Source organism: Streptomyces sp. MMBL 11-1 (genome assembly GCF_028622875.1).
Lineage (GTDB): Bacteria > Actinomycetota > Actinomycetes > Streptomycetales > Streptomycetaceae > Streptomyces.
Window position 1 is genome coordinate 3,689,862 of record NZ_CP117709.1, and the last position, 16,915, is coordinate 3,706,776.

The 16,915-nt window shown below is 65.5% G+C and carries 13 protein-coding genes, 1 tRNA gene and 1 pseudogene; 12 read left to right on the top strand and 3 right to left on the bottom strand.

The genetic code is table 11. The features are described from left to right. Window positions 1-15: 15 nt before the first annotated feature. Window positions 16-1,815, bottom strand: a complete 1,800-nt coding sequence (gene aspS, locus PSQ21_RS15900; protein ID WP_274031172.1) for an aspartate--tRNA ligase — start codon at window positions 1,813-1,815, stop codon at window positions 16-18. Window positions 1,816-2,009: 194 nt separating this feature from the next. Between aspS and PSQ21_RS15905 the strand changes: the two genes are divergently transcribed. Next, window positions 2,010-4,220 (top strand): ATP-binding SpoIIE family protein phosphatase, encoded by a 2,211-nt coding sequence (locus PSQ21_RS15905; RefSeq protein WP_274031173.1) that lies wholly within the window; start codon window positions 2,010-2,012, stop codon window positions 4,218-4,220. 92 nt (window positions 4,221-4,312) lie between these two features. On the opposite strand, the gene PSQ21_RS15910 is transcribed toward PSQ21_RS15905, so the two are convergent. Then, entirely contained in the window at window positions 4,313-5,464 is a 1,152-nt protein-coding gene (locus PSQ21_RS15910; RefSeq protein WP_274031175.1) for an AI-2E family transporter, read from the bottom strand. Window positions 5,465-5,555: 91 nt separating this feature from the next. After that, window positions 5,556-6,299, bottom strand: a pseudogene (locus PSQ21_RS15915) (pirin family protein); the annotation flags it as partial. A 25-nt stretch (window positions 6,300-6,324) separates the two neighbouring features. Here PSQ21_RS15915 and PSQ21_RS15920 point away from each other — a divergent pair. From PSQ21_RS15920 to PSQ21_RS15965, 11 genes are all read left to right on the top strand, one after another. Further along, entirely contained in the window at window positions 6,325-8,142 is a 1,818-nt protein-coding gene (locus PSQ21_RS15920) for a recombinase family protein (protein WP_274031176.1), read from the top strand. A 380-nt stretch (window positions 8,143-8,522) separates the two neighbouring features. Further along, window positions 8,523-8,595, top strand: a tRNA-Lys gene (locus PSQ21_RS15925). A 752-nt stretch (window positions 8,596-9,347) separates the two neighbouring features. Further along, window positions 9,348-9,497: an HNH endonuclease gene (locus tag PSQ21_RS37875; protein ID WP_443334423.1), complete on the top strand. Its 150-nt coding sequence runs from the start codon at window positions 9,348-9,350 to the stop codon at window positions 9,495-9,497. Between the two features lie 242 nt (window positions 9,498-9,739). Beyond that, window positions 9,740-10,126, top strand: coding sequence for a phage terminase small subunit P27 family (locus PSQ21_RS15930; RefSeq protein ID WP_274031178.1), 387 nt, complete (start codon window positions 9,740-9,742; stop codon window positions 10,124-10,126). Between the two features lie 90 nt (window positions 10,127-10,216). Continuing rightward, a complete protein-coding gene (locus tag PSQ21_RS15935; protein ID WP_274031179.1) occupies window positions 10,217-11,782 on the top strand; it encodes a terminase large subunit domain-containing protein in 1,566 nt (521 codons plus the stop codon). Between the two features lie 46 nt (window positions 11,783-11,828). Then, window positions 11,829-13,193 carry a phage portal protein gene (locus PSQ21_RS15940; protein WP_274035794.1) on the top strand — a complete coding sequence of 455 codons (1,365 nt, stop codon included), beginning with the start codon at window positions 11,829-11,831 and terminating at the stop codon, window positions 13,191-13,193. After that, a complete protein-coding gene (locus PSQ21_RS15945) occupies window positions 13,177-13,821 on the top strand; it encodes an HK97 family phage prohead protease (protein ID WP_274031180.1) in 645 nt (214 codons plus the stop codon). Before PSQ21_RS15940 ends, PSQ21_RS15945 begins: the two co-directional genes overlap by 17 nt. A gap of 10 nt (window positions 13,822-13,831) precedes the next feature. Next, window positions 13,832-15,010, top strand: coding sequence for a phage major capsid protein (locus tag PSQ21_RS15950; RefSeq protein WP_274031181.1), 1,179 nt, complete (start codon window positions 13,832-13,834; stop codon window positions 15,008-15,010). A gap of 83 nt (window positions 15,011-15,093) precedes the next feature. After that, window positions 15,094-15,462, top strand: coding sequence for a hypothetical protein (locus PSQ21_RS15955; protein ID WP_274031182.1), 369 nt, complete (start codon window positions 15,094-15,096; stop codon window positions 15,460-15,462). Window positions 15,463-15,471: 9 nt separating this feature from the next. Further along, on the top strand, window positions 15,472-15,909 hold the full coding sequence (locus PSQ21_RS15960) for a hypothetical protein (protein ID WP_274031184.1): 438 nt from the start codon (window positions 15,472-15,474) through the stop codon (window positions 15,907-15,909). A 14-nt stretch (window positions 15,910-15,923) separates the two neighbouring features. Continuing rightward, entirely contained in the window at window positions 15,924-16,907 is a 984-nt protein-coding gene (locus PSQ21_RS15965; protein WP_274031185.1) for a phage tail tube protein, read from the top strand. Window positions 16,908-16,915 lie beyond the last annotated feature (8 nt).

Below are 16,915 nucleotides of genomic sequence, written 5' to 3' on the forward strand. Positions count from 1 at the left end.
GGCCGCTTCCCGGAACTACTTCTCCGTGGGCTTCTCCGAAGCGCCCGCGCCCTTCGCGGCAACCGGCTTGCGCAGCTGGATGTTCAGCTCGCGCAGGCGGCTCTCGTCCAGCTCCGTCGGAGCGCCCATCATCAGGTCCTGGGCGTTGCCGTTGAGCGGGAAGGCGATCGTCTCGCGGATGTTCGGCTCGTCGGCGAGCAGCATCACGATGCGGTCGACGCCCGGGGCGATGCCACCGTGCGGCGGGGCGCCGAGACGGAACGCGCGGAGCATGCCCGCGAACTCGTGCTCGACGGTCTCACGGTCGTAGCCGGCGATCTCGAAGGCCTTGAGCATCAGCTCGGGCTCGTGGTTACGGATGGCGCCCGAGGACAGCTCGATGCCGTTGCAGACGATGTCGTACTGCCAGGCGAGGATGTCCAGCGGGTCCTTCTCCTCCAGGTCGGCGAGGCCGCCCTGGGGCATCGAGAAGGGGTTGTGCGAGAAGTCGACCTTCCCGGTCTCCTCGTCCTTCTCGTACATCGGGAAGTCGACGATCCAGCAGAACCGGAAGACGCCCTCCTCGAAGTGGCCGGCGCGCTTGGCGGCCTCGACCCGGACCGCCGACATGATCTTGGAGACCTCGTCGAACTCGCCCGCGCCGAAGAAGACGGCGTGACCCGGGACCAACGAGAGGCGCTCGGTGAGCGTCTTGACGTCGGTCTCGGTGAGGAACTTGGCGATCGGTCCGGCCAGCGCCCCGTCCTCACCCACGCGCACCCAGGCCAGGCCCTTGGCGCCGTGCTCGACGGCGTACTCGCCGAGGCCGTCGAAGAACTTCCGGGACTGGCCCGCGGTGTCCGGGACCGGCAGCGCGCGGACGTGCTTGCCCGCGAACGCCTTGAACCCGGAGTCGGCGAAGACGTCCGAGATGTCGACGAGCTCCAGCTTGGCGCGCAGGTCCGGCTTGTCGTTGCCGTACTTCAGCATCGACTCGCGGAACGGGATGCGCGGGAACGGCGAGGTGACCTCGCGGCCGTTGCCGAACTCGGTGAAGAGCTCGGTCATCAGCTTCTCGATCGGCTGGAAGACGTCCTCCTGCTCGACGAAGGACATCTCGACGTCGAGCTGGTAGAACTCGCCCGGGGAGCGGTCCGCGCGGGCGTCCTCGTCGCGGAAGCAGGGCGCGATCTGGAAGTAGCGGTCGAAGCCCGAGATCATCAGCAGCTGCTTGAACTGCTGCGGGGCCTGCGGCAGCGCGTAGAACTTGCCGGGGTTCAGCCGGGACGGGACGACGAAGTCACGGGCGCCCTCGGGGGAGGTCGCGGTGAGGATCGGGGTCGCCATCTCGTTGAATCCGAGGGCCACCATCTTGGAGCGGATGGAGGCGATCACGGCCGAGCGCAGCATGATGTTGCGGTGCATGCGCTCGCGGCGCAGGTCGAGGAAGCGGTACTCCAGGCGCCGCTCCTCGTTGACGCCGTCCTCGGTGTTGATCGTGAAGGGCAGCGGGCCGGCCTCGCCGAGCACCTCGACCTCGGTGACCTCGATCTCGATCTCGCCGGTGGGCAGCTCCGGGTTGACGTTGTCGGCGCCGCGCGCGGAGACCTTGCCGTCGATCCGGACGACGGTCTCCTTGGTGAGCTTCGCCAGCGCCTCGTTGCCGGGGGTACCGGGGCGGGCGACGAGCTGCACCAGACCGTAGTGGTCGCGCAGATCGATGAAGAGGATGCCACCCAGGTCTCGGCGATTGTGCAGCCAGCCGCTCAGCCGGACGTCGGTGCCGACGTCAGAGGCGCGGAGCTCGCCGCAGGTGTGGGACCTGTACCGATGCATCGTCGTTCATCCAGTCTTCGCGGTTCGGGGGTGCCCGGCGGATCAGGGCCCCTGGGAGTGGATCGAGCGTCCCCAGGCTACCGCCCGGGGACGGGACGCTTCATTTCCATTGACGCGGCGGCCCCGGCCGGATGCCGGAGCAGGCGGCGGACCCTCGGTGGCGTCCGCCGAGCACATCTTCCTAAAGTGGGGCAATGCGCACCGAGGAAGTCCTGGCCGCGATCGCGACGGGCCTGTGGCGCTGGGACAACGCAGCCGGCACGGTCACGCTCGACGCGGAGGCGGCCCGGCTGCTGGGGCTGCCCGCCGAGCCCGGCAGCTACCGGGAGTCCACCGTGCGCTCCTGTTTCCACCCGGTCGACTGGAACGAGATCTACGCGGTGGTGAACCTCGCGGTCACCGAGGGCACCCTCGCCGAGGCGCGGCTGCGGATCGTGGACGAGCGCGGCCGGGTCCTCCGTACCGTGCGCAGCCGCTCCAAGCCGGTCGTCCCGCCGGGCCGGGACATCGGGAGTTACGTGCTCTACGGCACGCTCCAGGAGGTCGCCGAGCCGCAGCCCGGCTCCACCGACGCCGCCCACACGCCGATCACCGGGGACTGGCGGCGGTCCCGGGAAGCGTTCCTGCTGGACGCCGGCCGGGCGCTGGCCGAGGCCCGGTCCACCGCGGAGGTGCTGCGGGTCGCCGGATCGCTCTCCATGCCGGGCTTCTCCCCGGACGGTCTCGCGGTGTTCGGTTCCGCCGGGGAGCGGCTGACGATCATCGGGCAGCACGGGCACAACGCGGGGGACGAGGAGCCCTTCACCGACATGCCCCTGGAGACCGACTACCCGGCCGCCGAGGTCGTCCGCACCGGCCGCGCGATCTACCTCCCCTCCCCCGACGAGTACCACCGCCGCTACCCGGCCACCTGGCCGCTCGCCCGGCGCTTCGGACGACAGTCCTGGGCCTATCTGCCCCTGGTGTCCTCCGGCCGCACGATGGGCGCCTGGATGGCGGCGTTCCGGCATCCGGTGGCGTTCACCCCGGACGAGCGCGCGGTGCTCTCGACGGTCGCCCGCATGCTCGCCCAGGCCCTGGCCCGTGCCGGGGTGGCCGAGACGGAACGCGAGCTGTCGCTCGGACTCCAGCGCTCGATGATGCCGACCCTGGGCCCGGAGATCCCCGGCATGACGGTGGCCGCGCGGTACGTGCCGACCGGCGGCGGGCTCCAGGTGGGCGGCGACTGGTACGACATGATCCCGCTGCCCAACGGCCGCATCGCCCTGGTCATCGGCGACGTCCAGGGCCACGACGTGCGGGCCGCCGGGCTGATGGGCCAGCTCCGCATCGCCCTGCGCGCCTACGCCTCCGAGGGGCACCGCCCGGACGCCGTGCTCGCCCGGGCCTCGCGCTTCCTGTCCGGGCTCACCGACGCGTACGAGAGCGTCGAGGGCGACGCGGATCCCGCGACGCCGCGCTTCGCGACCTGCCTGTACGCGGAGGTGGACCCGGAGGCCGGAACCCTGGACATCGCCCGCGCGGGCCACCCGGACCCGGTGGTGATCAGCGCCGACGGGACCGCGGTGATCCGGCAGACGGCCGGCGGGCTGCCGCTCGGGATCGAGACGGACTCCGACTACCCCACCACCCGGGTGGTCCTGGAGCCCGGCGAGACGATCATGCTGTGCACGGACGGCCTCATCGAGACCGGCGGGCACGACATGGCCACCGGCTGGTCCCGGCTGCGCCCGGTCCTGGAAGAGCCCGCCGACGACCTGGAACAGCTGGCCGACGCCCTGGTCCAGGCCGTGCACGGGCCGACCTCGCACTACACGACGGGGCCACTCGCGGACCGGCGGGAGGACGACATCGCGGTCCTGGTGCTGCGGCGGGAGAGCACCCCCGCCCGGAAGACGCCGCCGCGCCGCAGCGTCATGACCATCGCGCAGGCCGAACCCGAGCGGATCTCGGTCGGCCGGCAGCTCGTGCGCGAACTGCTGCACGACTGGAGCGATCCCGAACAGGTCGACTCGGCGGTCCTGATGCTCTCCGAGATGGCCACCAACGTGCTCGTCCACACGGACGGGGACGCGCTGATGGTGGCGGAGGTCTCCGGCGAACGGGGGGAGCGGCGGCTGCGCGTCGAGGTCGCCGACGCCAGCGACGAACTGCCGCACAAGAGGCGGCCGGGCGAGATGGCGTCCAGCGGGCGGGGCCTGGTGCTGATGGAGATGCTGGCGGACGCGTGGGGGGTGGATCCGCGCGGGGCGGGGAAGTCGATCTGGTTCGAGCTGTACGAATCGGGCGAGCCGGATGAGCCGAACGAGTCGGATGAGTCGGATGAGTCGGATGAGTCGGACGAGCCGTCGGATGGGTTGGACAGGCCGGGGGAGCCGGGGGAGTTCGCGGAGGCCGCGTCCTGAGCCGCGCCCCTCGTGCTCCTGATCCTCGCGGCCGTGGCCCCGCGCCCCTGGCCTCCGGACCGCCCGGGCCCGACCCCGTAGCGGTTCCGTCCTCAAACGCCGGCCGGGCCGGATCCACCGCCGGGCGGGCCGACTCCTCCCGAGGCCGGGCCGGATCCGCCGCCGGGCGGGCCGGTGCCTCCCGGGGCCGCCGGGCCGGGCCGTGCCTCGTACCCCCTTCGCAGCTCGCCCAGGACCCCGAAGGCCGCCGCGCACAGGGGCACGGCCAGCAGCATGCCGAGCAGGCCCGCCACGCTCGCCCCCGCCGTCAGCGCGATCATGATCATGGCGGGGTGCATCTGGACCGTACGGCTCTGGATCATCGGCTGGAGCACATGGCCCTCCAGCACCTGGACCGCGAGGACCACCCCCAGGGCCCACAGGGCGATCACGAACCCCCGGTCGGCCAGCGCCACCAGCACCGCCACCGCGCCGGAGAGAAACGCCCCGAGGTACGGGATGTACGCGCCGACGAACACGAGCGCGCCGAGCCCCACCGCCCCGGGAACATCCAGGATCAGCAGGCCCACCGTGATGCACACGGCGTCGATCAGGGCGATGAACGTGGTGCCGCGCATGAAGCCCTCGACGGCCTCGAACGCCCGGCGGCCCATGGCCTCCACCTGCTCCCCAGTACCGCGCGGGGCCACCGAATGGGCCAGGTTCACCGCCCGGTCCGAATCGCGCAGGAAGAAGAAGGTCAGCAGCAGGGCCAGCACACTGGTCGCCACCAGCGAACCGACCAGGCTGAGGCCGCTGAGCAGACCGCCCGCCGCGCTCGCCCCGAACTTCTCGAACAGGCTCTTCGCGTTGTCGGCCAGGTCGTCGACGTCCGTGGCCCCGGCGATGTCCAGATGGTCCACGACCCACTGACCAGCGTCCTTCAGCGAGTCGACGATCTGGGCACCGGAGTCGACGAGGGCGGTGACGACGATGTATCCGGCGCCGCCGACCACCGCGACGAGGGCCGCGCAGGTCAGCCCCGCGGCCAGCGACCGGTTGAGCCTGCGGGCGATGAGCCACCGGTGGACGGGCCCGAGCAGCGCGGTGCCGAGCAGGGCGAGCAGCACCGGGGTGACCGCGGTCTTGAGGACGACGACCAGCCAGATCGCGACGGCGGCGACGCCCACGACGAGCAGGACGACACCGCACCAGGCAGCCGCGCGGCGGGCGCTCTCGGGAAGGAGGGGCTGGGGTGCGGGCACCCTCCCACCCGATCACGGTGCGTGGCGCACGGCCCGTCCGCCGCCCCCGTACGGGTGACGGCGAGTCACCTGACGGAAGCGGCGGGAGGCGTCACATGCCGTGGACCGCGGGGACCGTACCCAGGCGGCCGGCCTGGAAGTCCTCGAAGGCCTGCCTCAGCTCGGCCTGACTGTTCATCACGAACGGTCCGTAGTGCGCCATCGGCTCCCGGATCGGGCGGCCTCCGAGGAGGACGACCTCCAGGTCCGGGGTGTTGCCGTCCTGCCGCTCGTCCGCGCGGACGGTCAGCGAGCCGCCGGCGCCGAACACCGCGGTCTGGCCCATCGCGACGGGGCGGCGCTCCGCGCCGACCGTGCCGCGTCCGGCCAGGACGTAGGCGAGGCCGTTGAAGTCCTCGCGCCACGGCAGGGTCACCTCGGCGCCGGGCCGGACGGTGGCGTGGATCATCGTGATCGGGGTGTGGGTGATGCCGGGGCCCTCGTGGCCGTCGAGTTCACCGGCGATGACGCGGAGCAGCGCGCCGCCGTCGGGGGAGGCGAGCAGCTGGACCTCGCCGCCGCGGATGTCCTGGTAGCGCGGGGCCATCATCTTGTCGGCCTTGGGCAGGTTCACCCAGAGCTGGAGGCCGTGGAAGAGCCCGCCGGACATGACGAGCGACTCCGGCGGGGCCTCGATGTGCAGCAGGCCCGACCCGGCGGTCATCCACTGGGTGTCGCCGTTCTCGATGGTGCCGCCGCCACCGTTGGAGTCCTGGTGGATGAAGGACCCGTCGATCAGGTACGTGACCGTCTCGAAGCCGCGGTGCGGGTGCCAGGGGGTGCCCTTCACTTCCCCCAGTTGGGGGCGTAGGATCTCCCCCATGACAACAGGAGTCGTGACCGGCGTGGACACGTATGCAGCGGCGTATGACCGGCAATCGGCAGAACGCGAAAACCGAAGCGCAGCAAGCCCAGCGACCCAGCGTAGCGCCAACGAAGACAAGGCGGATGCCGTTCGGGGCGAAGTCGAGCGCGACGGCGGACAGTTCCGGTTCATAGGCCATTTCTCCGAAGCCCCGGGAACGTCCGCCTTCGGTACCGCTGAGCGCCCCCACTTCGAGCGCCTGTTGAACGAATGCCGCGCCGGTCGCGTAAACATGATCATCGTTTACGACGTGTCCCGCTTCTCACGCCTTGACGTCATGGACGCAATTCCCATCGTGACGGAATTGCTGGGACTGGGCGTAACCATCGTGTCCGTTACGGAAGGCATCTTCCGCAAGGGCAACGTCATGGACCTTATCCACCTGATCATGAGGCTTGATCAGGCGCATAAGGAATCGTCCACCAAATCGAAGAAGATTCACGACACGAAGAACCTTCACCGCGAATTGGGCGGGTACGTAGGCGGAAAGCCGCCTTACGGTTTCAAGTTCGTTTCCGTGCCCGTCGAGATCACGCGGAACGGCAAAACGTCCGTGATCGTGATTCAGAAACTCGCCCACGACGACACCCCGACTTCCGGCCCCTTCGAGAATGAGCCGGACACGATTCGTTGGTGGTGGCGCGAAATCAAGGCGCATCGCGACCTTCCCTTTACCCAGGGAGCAAAAGCCAGCATTCACCCGGGCAGTCTGACCGGTCTGTGCAAGCGAATGCACGTCGATGGAGTCCCTACCCGGGGCGAGACAATCGGGAAGCGGACAGCGGCTAGCATCTGGGACGCTGCCGTTGTTAAGCGGATTCTGTCCGACCCGCGCATTGCTGGATTCGCCGCTGAAGTCCTGTACAAGAAAAAGCCCGATGGGACACCGACCACCAAGGTTGCGGGATACCGAATCCAGCGCGACCCGGTAACGCTCCGGCCCGTCATGCTCGAATGTGGCCCGATCATCCCGCCGGCTGAGTGGCACGAACTTCAGGAATGGCTACAGGGCAGGGGACGCGGCAAGGGGCTCAGCCGTGGGAAATCGGTACTGTCCGCCATGGAACGGCTTTACTGCGAGTGCACGAACACGATGACGTCGAAGAAGGAAGAGAACTCCGTCAAGGACTCTTACCGCTGCCGTCGCCGTAAGGCGCTTCCCGGTCAGCACGAAGGCGACTGCACCATTTCCATGGCAGCGCTGGACAAGCACGTTGCCGACAAGGTCTTTGCCCGCATCAAGACCGCTGAGGGCGACGAAGAAACCTTGGCGATGCTGTGGGAAGCGACACGACGCTTCGGGAAGCTCACAGAAGCCCCTGAGACGTCCGGTGAGCGTGCTTCCCTTGTGGCGGAGCGCGCCGACGCTGCCCAGGCGCTAGAAGAGCTGTACGAAGACCGTGCGGCCGGTTCCTACGGCGGACCCATCGGCCGGAAGCACTTCCGCAAGGCTGAGGCAGCGGCAACGCTCCGGCTACAGGGTGCCGAAGAGCGCCTGACGGAGCTGGAAGCCAACGACGCCCCCGTGTTGCCCATCCGGCAATGGGTGCCCGAAGACCCGAACCTTGACCCGACCGGCAAGGGCTCTTGGTGGCACGCTGCCACGGTCGAAGACAAGCGCGTCTTCGTGGAACTGTTCGTTGACCGGATCACGGTCATCAAGGCCCCGACCGGCAAGGGTGCGGGAACTCCCGTTGAGGACCGCGTGACGATCACGTTCGCGACTCCCCCGAAGGACGAAGACGAAGACGCCACCGAGGACGAAGCGGCGTAACGCACAGCGGGAAGGGTCGAGCCGGCTGAGGTTCGGCCCTTTTTCTGCCTTCATAATCGTTAGTTAGTCTAAGTAATAGTGACTCCGTCACGTCAGCGCCCAGGGGCAAGCCGTCTGACCAGCAAGTTGCGACGCTGTGACGTAGTGATCCATTTTCTTGAAACACATAAGAAAACTCTAAGGGCAACCCAGAATCGACAACACTTCGTCACAGCGTCGCACGCCCGGTTCGCTGCTCAGAAGTCACCGACTCCCTTCATATAAGTAGGAGGGTGTTTCCGCACCGCGCATCTAGTCGCGAAACGCAACGGCGGTCAGAGTGCGCACCCTTCGGCCGGTCGCCCCCCTACTTCTCTCCTAGGGTTGAGCGTCCGGCGCAAGCTTCTGTAGCTCAGTTGGTAGAGCGGCCGGCTCTTAACCGGCTTGTCGTTGGTTCGAGTCCAACCGGAAGCACGTCAGGAACGGCACGACTTGCGTATTGTGGTCGGGTGCCCGTGGCAGGGGTGATGTGGTTCGCCTGCCTTCATGGCGATACGGAGTACCGACTATGGCGTGGTCGGTTGCGCGTGAGCGTATGCAGGGATCTTCGGATGCCTGACCGGTTCGAATCCGGACTATCGCACAGGGGCGCGTACGGCGTTGATCGTGGCGGCGCGCTCGACCACTTGAAAGGGGCTGGGCCCATGAGCGGGTACACGTGGGCTTGGCTGGGTTGGCTGGGCGCGTTCGTTGCCATTGAGGGTAAGGCGCTCTTCAACAAGTCCCCTGGGGACACGCTGAGCGAGCACGTGTGGCGTTGGTTCGCTACTGCCCAGGGTTCTACCGGTACGCCTAGCGGCTGGGTCCGCATACGGCGTTTCAGCCTTCTCGCCTTCATGGGTTGGCTCACTGTGCACTTCCTGACTGGGGGCCGTTTCTAACCTACTCGCGTGAGTAGCCTGGATCGGCTCGAAGGGTAGGGGGGTGCCTGCCTGGGGCGCGCCCCCTTGAGATAGGGGGGGGTGCCCATGCGTACACGTTGCCTTGATTGCCGGGGGTGGGCTACCCACAACGGGCGTTGCGCGCTGCACCACTCGAACTACAACGCACAGCGCAGTGTGAAGAGCCACGCTAAGCGGCGTGCTGCCATCGCACGGGGGAACAACGCTGCGGCTAAGCTTCGGCGCGCTGTGCGTAAGGCTGTGGGTGCTGAGTGCCGCATGTGCATGGGCTTCTTCCTGCCTAGTCAGTTGGATATCGACCACATCAAGCCCCTTGCATTGGGTGGCGAAGATGTTGAATCGAATGTCCAGGCTCTTTGCAAGCGTTGCCACAAGACGAAGACCGCAATGGATTTCGGAAAGCGCCCGTTCTAGGGGGAATGCGGTCCGAAAGTTCGGAAACTTTCCCTACAGCGATCCCGGCCCCAGCTCGGAAAACGCGCGCTAGGTGTGACGCCGGACCCCGGCCCCCCAGCGACCACGACCCTTGATACCACTGGGCAATCGGCACTTCGGCACGCTGAGAATGGGTCAGTTAACGACCTGTTAAGGGGGTGCTAATGAGCCGCGCGAAGTCCCCAGACATGCGAACCGGGAATGCGAATACCGCCGCTTCCGTGGACGCTGCCCCCATCGTGTATGAGGGTCGAGCGCCCCGGGTGCCTGCCCATTTGAAGGCCACGGGCAAGGACGTTTGGCGCAATGTCTGGTCAGCCGGCATGGGTGCCTACTCCCCCGAAACTGACCGGAACGTAATCCTTCGGTACTGCGAACTTCATGACCGACGCGCTGACCTACTCGCGCTTGTCGACGCTGACGGCTTCATGTCTGAGGGGTACAACGGTCAGCCCGTTGCACACCCGATGCTCCGCTATGTCGAGTCGACGGAGAAGGAACTCCGCTCGATTGAAACGGCGATTGGCTTCACGCCTGAGTCGCGCTTGCGCCTGGGCATCGTTGCCGCTGAGGCCCGGAAGGTGTCCGCCGGTCCGGAAGATTTCTGAGTGTGGCGTAACAGTGGCAAGCGCACGGGGTTTCAGACCCCGGGGCATGGGTTCGACTCCCGTCACTCAGACTGAAAGGGGGGATGACCGGTGACAGGAATTGATCCGGTCATCGCTCGCCACATCCCCGCTGACGCCCCGTTTCCTTCTGAGGGTTACCGGGTGGCGAAGTGGATTGAAGAGTTTTGCTACCTGACTGGGAGCTTCGCCGGCCAACCGTTCCGGCTTCTCCCGTGGCAGCGTCAGCTACTCATTGACTCGTACGAACTGACGCAAGACACCTTCGGGCGTTGGCGTCGAAAGCACCGCACGGTTGTTGTGTGCGTGGCGCGCAAGAACGGCAAGAGCACGATTGCCGCTGCCATCATGCTCTATCACCTTGTGGCCGATCGGGGCGACGCTCAGCGGCAGATCATCGCCGCTGCGAATGACCGCAATCAGGCGCGCATGGTCTTCGACTCCGCGAAGCAAATGGTTAACGCGTCTCCGAAGCTGAGCGCGGTATGCACCGTTCAGCGCGACGTGATCCGGTTCAAGGACAACACTTACCGGGTCGTGTCTGCGGACGCCGGACGTCAGCAAGGTCTCAACCCTTCCGCTGTGAGTCTGGACGAATACGCGTTCTCGAAGAACTCCGACTTGTTCGACGCGCTGACGCTGGGTTCCGCCGCGCGTAACCAACCGATGTTTCTGATCATTTCGACCGCTGGGCCTGATCCGGACGGACCCTTCGCCGCGCTGTGTGAGCAAGGTGAGCGGGTCAACTCCGGTGAGGCTGACGACCCGACGTTGTTCTATCGGTCGTGGGGCCCGAAGCTGGGTCAGACCGTGGATCACCTCGACCCCGAAGTGTGGGCGGCGTGCAATCCGTCGTACGAGATTTTGAACCCAGATGACTTCAAGGCGGCAGCGCAGCGGAGCACGGAAGCTAGCTTCCGCATCTACCGACTGAGTCAGTTCGTCCGTGGCGCGTCCACGTGGCTTCCGCATGGGCTTTGGGATTCTCTCGTCTCGACGGACGACCCGCTTGAGCCTGGGGACGAAGTTGTCTTGGGCTTCGATGGGTCCTGGAAGGGCGACAGCACGGCCCTAGTCGCTTGTCGCGTACGGGACTTGAAGGTGTCCGTCCTGGGCCACTGGGAAGCGCCGGCCGACGATGTGCATTGGCGTGTCCCCATGGCGGACGTCCGCGATTCGCTTCACGTCGCGCTCGACACGTACCGGGTCCGGAACCTTGTTGCCGACCCGTACCGCTGGGAAGAGACGCTAGACAACCTTGAGGCTGACGGCTTCCCGGTTGAGGCGTTTCCCACCAACTCCCTGAAGCGCATGATCCCAGCGACCCAGGCGATTTACGACGCCTGCCGCGATGGCCGGTTGTGCCACGACGGGAATCCGGCGCTAGCTCGCCACATCGGAAATGCCGTTCTGAAGGAAGACAAGAACGGCGCGCGAGTAACGAAGGAATACGCCGCAAGCCGTCGAAAGATTGACCTTGCTATCGCGATGATCCTTGCTGTTCACGGCGCGATCATGTGGCGCGAAGACAACGGGGCCCACGTCGATACGGCGATTCTCGCCACGTGGGAAGGCGACGACGGGCACGTGTTCACGTCCGGTCTGCCCGACGCTGACGCCTACTTCTCTGACATCTGATTCCAGTCCACTCACGTGAGTGGGCTGCACCCTCGAAGGGGGCACTATGGGTTTTTGGTCTGCTCTCTTCGGGGGTGGGAACTCTCCGGCGCTCGACGCTGCGGAGTCCCGGGCGTGGGAGCCGTACGACCCGACCTTGTACAGCTTTGGGTCAGCGGCGGCGTCAGGTGAGCGTGTAACGCCCCATGAGGCTCTTCAGGTGTCTGCGGTCTTCGGGTGTGTCCGTCTGCTCTCAGAAACGATTGCAACCCTTCCGCTGACGTCGTACAGCAAGAGGGGCGGAGCGCGTCGAGAGATCACGTCGCCTGATTGGCTGGACTACCCGAACGCCGAACCGGGTGGGATGGGTCGGATTGACATTCTGTCCCAGACGGTTCTTTCCCTTCTCCTTCAGGGCAACGCCTTCATAGCCGTGCGCTGGGCCGGCCCGAACATCGCGGGTCTTGATGTGTTGGACCCAACGAAGATTCACGTTCACATGGTCATGGTGGACGGAATGCGTCGCAAGGTTTTTGAGGCGTACGACATTGACGACGACGGCAACGAAGTGTTGCTTGGGTGGTTCACGCCGCGCGACGTCCTTCACATTCCCGGAATGATGTTGCCTGGTGACTTCGTCGGGTGCTCGCCCATTACCTACGCGCGTGAGTCCATCGGGCTTGCCCTTGCGGCTCAGAAGTACGGCAGCAAGTTTTTCGCGAACGGTGCGATGCCGGGCGCGATCGTTGAGGTTCCGGGCACCATGTCCGAAGAGGGGCTTGCCCGCGCGCGTGAGGCTTGGCGCGCTGCCAACTCCGGCGTTGACAACGCTCACAGGGTGGCGCTGCTGACTGAAGGCGCGAAGTTCTCGAAGGTGGCTATGAGCCCCGACGAAGCCCAGTTCCTTGAGACTCGTCAGTTTCAGGTGCCAGAGATTGCACGCATCTTCGGCGTTCCGCCGCACCTGATCAGCGACGCCACGAACTCAACTTCGTGGGGCTCCGGCCTTGCTGAGCAGAATATTGCCTTCACGATGTTCAGCCTTCGTCCGTGGCTTGAGCGTATCGAGTCGGGTTTTAACCGACTGCTTTTCGCTGAGACAGCGGACCGCATGAAGTTCGTGAAGTTCAACTTGGACGAGATCAAGCGCGGGGCTCCGAAGGAACGAATGGAGCTTTGGAGCCTGGGCCTTCAGAACGGCATTTACTCGATTGACGAAGTGCGTGCGGCTGAAGATATGCCCCCGCTCCCCGACGGGTTGGGCGAGTCGTACCGGGTGCCCATGAATCTCAGTGAAGTCACTGACGAACCTGAGCCGGCCCCCACTCCCCCAGCCATTGAAGCCCCGGTATCTGAACCGGGCGAAGAGCCGGATAACGCCGAAGGCGACCCGGACGATAAGGGGGAAACCGAGGATGACGACGACGCGTGAACTGCGCGTTGCCGTTGGAGCACTCGAAGAGCGCGCGTCTGATGACGGGCGCATTTCTATGCGCGGGTACGCCTACCGGTTCAACGAACTGAGTCAGGATCTCGGCGGATTCCGGGAGCGCATTGTTCCTGGGGCGGGTGCTCCGTCGCTACGTCAGAACGACGTATACGCAACTTTCAACCACAACGCTTCGGCACTGCTAGGGCGTACTTCGTCCGGCACGCTGCGGGTTGGTGAAGACCGCGAAGGCGGCTTCTATGAGATCGATCTACCGGATACGACGGTTGGTCGTGACGTCGCTGAGCTTCTGAAGCGTGGCGACCTGAAGGGTTCTTCCTTCACCTTCCGCGTGCTTGACGGCGGGCAGCGTCGAGCGGCTGAGGATGACCCGGAAACGGGCCTTCCCGTCCGTGAGATCACTGCCATGGATGTATCAGAGCTGGGCCCGGTTACCAACCCTGCCTATCTCACAACTCAGGCTTCTCTTCGCTCGATCGAAGAGGCGCTGTGTATCGGGGAGTTCGCGCCCCCGGCTTCTGACGAAGCGCGCGATTCCCAGCCGGCGAGCGACGACGCCCCGGTTTCTCACCCTGACGCGCGTGCCCTTGTCCGCGCTCTTTCCCAGTAAGGGGCTCCACATGGACGCAACTACTCTGTCCGCGAACTTTGAGGCGCGCGAGAAGGCCACTGCTGAGCTTCGCAAGCTTGCTGACGACTTCGCGGGTAAGGACATGACCGCTGACGCGCGGCAGACCGAAGAGCGTCTGCTTACTGCGGTTGCCGACTTTGACGGCCGGATCAAGCGCGGCATTGAGGCGATCAAGGCGACCGACGCTGTCACTTCGCTTCTCGCTGGTCTTCAGGGCTCCGGCTCCGGCGTTCAGCGTTCGGCGGACGTAGACGACGCCGACACCCTTCGGTCCGGCAATCTGGGTGAGTCGCGCGCGTTCGAGTTCGCGCCTGAGAAGCGCGACGGCACGAAGGCGGGTAACCCTAACGTCCTGTCGCGCACCCTTTACGGTCAGCTCATTGCCCAGGCTGTTGAGCGCTCCGCGATTATGCGTGGCGGCGCGACGACCTTCACCACGTCGGACGCCAACCCGATGGACTTCACGGTCATCACGGGGCGGTCTACCGCCGCAATTGTCGGGGAGGGTCAGGAGGTTCCGGAGTCCTACCCGACCACGATCCAGCGGAGCATGGGCGGCTTCAAGTACGGTCACGCTGCGGTCGTCTCGTACGAATTCGCGACTGATCAGGTTCTCGACCTTATCGGCTTCCTTGTCTCGGACGCGGGTCCGGCGATCGGTGACGGTATGGCACGTCACTTCCTGACCGGCACCGGTACGGGTCAGCCGCGCGGCATCCTCACCGACGCTTCGCCGGCCAACGCGACCTTCGCCCTGACCGACACGGACAGCAAGGTTTCCGACGCGCTGATTGACCTGTTCCACGAAGTCCCGTCTTCGTACCGCAAGAACGCGAAGTACGTTGTCAACGACCTTCGCGCGGCTCAGATGCGCAAGCTGAAGGACTCGAACGGTCAGTACCTTTGGCAGTCGGGTCTGACGGTCGGTGCTCCGGATTCCTTCAACGGCAAGATCGTTGAGAGCGACGACGGTATGCCCGTTGACAAGATCCTGTTTGCCGACCTGAGCAAGTACCGGGTCCGCTTCGCTGGGTCGCTCCGCGTGGACCGTTCCACTGACGTCAAGTTCTCCACTGACGAGATCGTTTACCGGTTCCTTCAGCGCGCGGACGGGCTTCTTGTTGACACCCGTGGCGCGAAGGTTCTGACCGTTGGTCCGGGTGCCTGATCCTTCCTAGGTGACTGGGGCTCAGCCTGCTTACGCGAGTAGGTTGAGCCCCTTCCCCTGGGCCTCTTGGAAGGGGGCGCAGCGTGGCGTACGCGACTCTTGAAGAGCTTCGCGCGCTTGACGGGCTGGATGACGCCCAGCTCTTTTCTGACGAACTTCTGTCAGACGCAATTGACTTCAGCGTGGAAACCGTCGAAGTGTACTGCGGCCGGAAGTGGGACACGGCAGAGAACCCGACGCCGGAAGTTATCCGTTGGTGCGTGCGCACTCTCGCGCGGCAATACGTGCTCGACCACATGTCGCGCATTCCCGATCGGGCACTTCAGGTGCAGTCGGAATTCGGTTCCATTCAGCTCGCCCAGGCGGGGGGCAACTGGCGTCCGACGTCGCTGCCCGAAGTCAACGCGAAGTTGAATCTGTACCGGGCCAGGCTCCCGTTCATCTTCATGTAAGGGGCGGGCGTGGCACTCATTTTTGACGCGAAGGTGCGACTGTTCGACGCGCTGAAGGTTGTGATTCCGGGCGACGTCCAATGCACCTTCGCGGAAACGGGAGACACCTCCCGACGCAAGACCGTATGGCTAGGGGCAACGGTTGATGACGACCTTGCCCCCGTGGCGATGCGCGCCGGAGCGAAGCCGACGAACGTAACCGGCTACGTGGAAGCGCACGCCGTAGTCACAACCCCGGGCAACCCGATTGACGCTGAGCGCGCCGTGTACGGCATTCGCGACTACGTCAAGGAAGCGTGCGCAGCGATGAACGCTGACCTTGCTTCGGTGCCTGGGCTTCTCGACGTGCGGCCGGAGTCGGCTTCCGTCGAGTCAACCGAAACCACTGACGGCGCTTACTCGGCGCTGACTGTTCGCGTCCGTGTTCGTGGGCGCGTCTACCAATAGAAGGGGGCGCACGCATGGCGCTTGACGCAAGCATTGGCATTGGGCAGGAAGACGCTTACGGAGTTCTGTCCGCTGTCGTTGAGGGATACGAGGGTCAGGCGGATTCATGGAAGACAACCCGCGAGTTCATTGAGTCGGTTGGCTTCCGCGCGGGTATGCAGACGGCGCGCGCTGACCGCCGGAACATCGTCAATATGGGCGGTGAGGGGGAGGTCGAAGTCGATGTTCTCGACGCCGGAGCCGCGTCCCTCCTGAAGTCGGCTTTCGACAAGGCCACTGTCACCGATTCGGCCGGCGTCCGAACCACGGTCTTCGAGACTTCCGACGTTTCTGAGGCTCCGTCATTCTCGGCTCAGATGGTTCGCCCGGGTACCGATGGCAGCAAGGTTGCTTACAAGCATCTGGGTTGTGTCGCTACTGAGTGGAGCCTTACCGCTGAGGTCGAAGAGGCTGTCAAGCTCAACGTCAGCTTTGACTTTCAGGACGTCACGCACACTTCGGTTGCGGGTCAGATCGTCGCTCCCGTGTACCCGGTTGAGGCGTACCCGTACGACTGGACTCGTACCGGGGTTGTTCTGTCCCGGGACGGCAGCGCGGTTGCGTTCGACGCCACGTCGCTTGAGCTGACTGGCGAGCTGGGCATGAAGACCGACCGGCGCTTTCTTCGCGCGAACGAATTGAAGAAGAAGCCGATTCGGAACGCTGTCCCGACGTACGAAGGCAACCTTGAGGGCGAGTTCAGCGCCGCGTCCCTGGGACTGTATGAGGCGTTCATTGCTGGTGAGCTGTGCGCGCTGAAGGTGACCTTCGCGGGTGTTCTTCCCGGTACGTCGCTCACCGTTGAGTGCCCCGCGATTCAGTTCACGGGTGAGTCTCCCGAAGCGGCTACCGACGAAGTCACCGTTCACAATCTCCCCTTCCGCGTGCTCGACCCGGGCGACGGTACCGCCGCTGTGAAGCTGACGTACGTCGAGCCTGGTACGCCGGTAGAGCCGTAGTGGCGCAG

What these genes read in the sequence shown, in the direction of transcription:
- aspS (WP_274031172.1), bottom strand. Translation starts at nt 1,815, where the DNA reads ATGCATCGGTACAGGTCCCACACCTGCGGCGAGCTCCGCGCCTCTGAC.
- PSQ21_RS15905 (WP_274031173.1), top strand. Translation starts at nt 2,010, where the DNA reads ATGCGCACCGAGGAAGTCCTGGCCGCGATCGCGACGGGCCTGTGGCGC.
- PSQ21_RS15920 (WP_274031176.1), top strand. Translation starts at nt 6,325, where the DNA reads ATGACAACAGGAGTCGTGACCGGCGTGGACACGTATGCAGCGGCGTAT.
- PSQ21_RS37875 (WP_443334423.1), top strand. Translation starts at nt 9,348, where the DNA reads ATGGGCTTCTTCCTGCCTAGTCAGTTGGATATCGACCACATCAAGCCC.
- PSQ21_RS15940 (WP_274035794.1), top strand. Translation starts at nt 11,829, where the DNA reads ATGGGTTTTTGGTCTGCTCTCTTCGGGGGTGGGAACTCTCCGGCGCTC.
- PSQ21_RS15945 (WP_274031180.1), top strand. Translation starts at nt 13,177, where the DNA reads ATGACGACGACGCGTGAACTGCGCGTTGCCGTTGGAGCACTCGAAGAG.
- PSQ21_RS15950 (WP_274031181.1), top strand. Translation starts at nt 13,832, where the DNA reads ATGGACGCAACTACTCTGTCCGCGAACTTTGAGGCGCGCGAGAAGGCC.
- PSQ21_RS15965 (WP_274031185.1), top strand. Translation starts at nt 15,924, where the DNA reads ATGGCGCTTGACGCAAGCATTGGCATTGGGCAGGAAGACGCTTACGGA.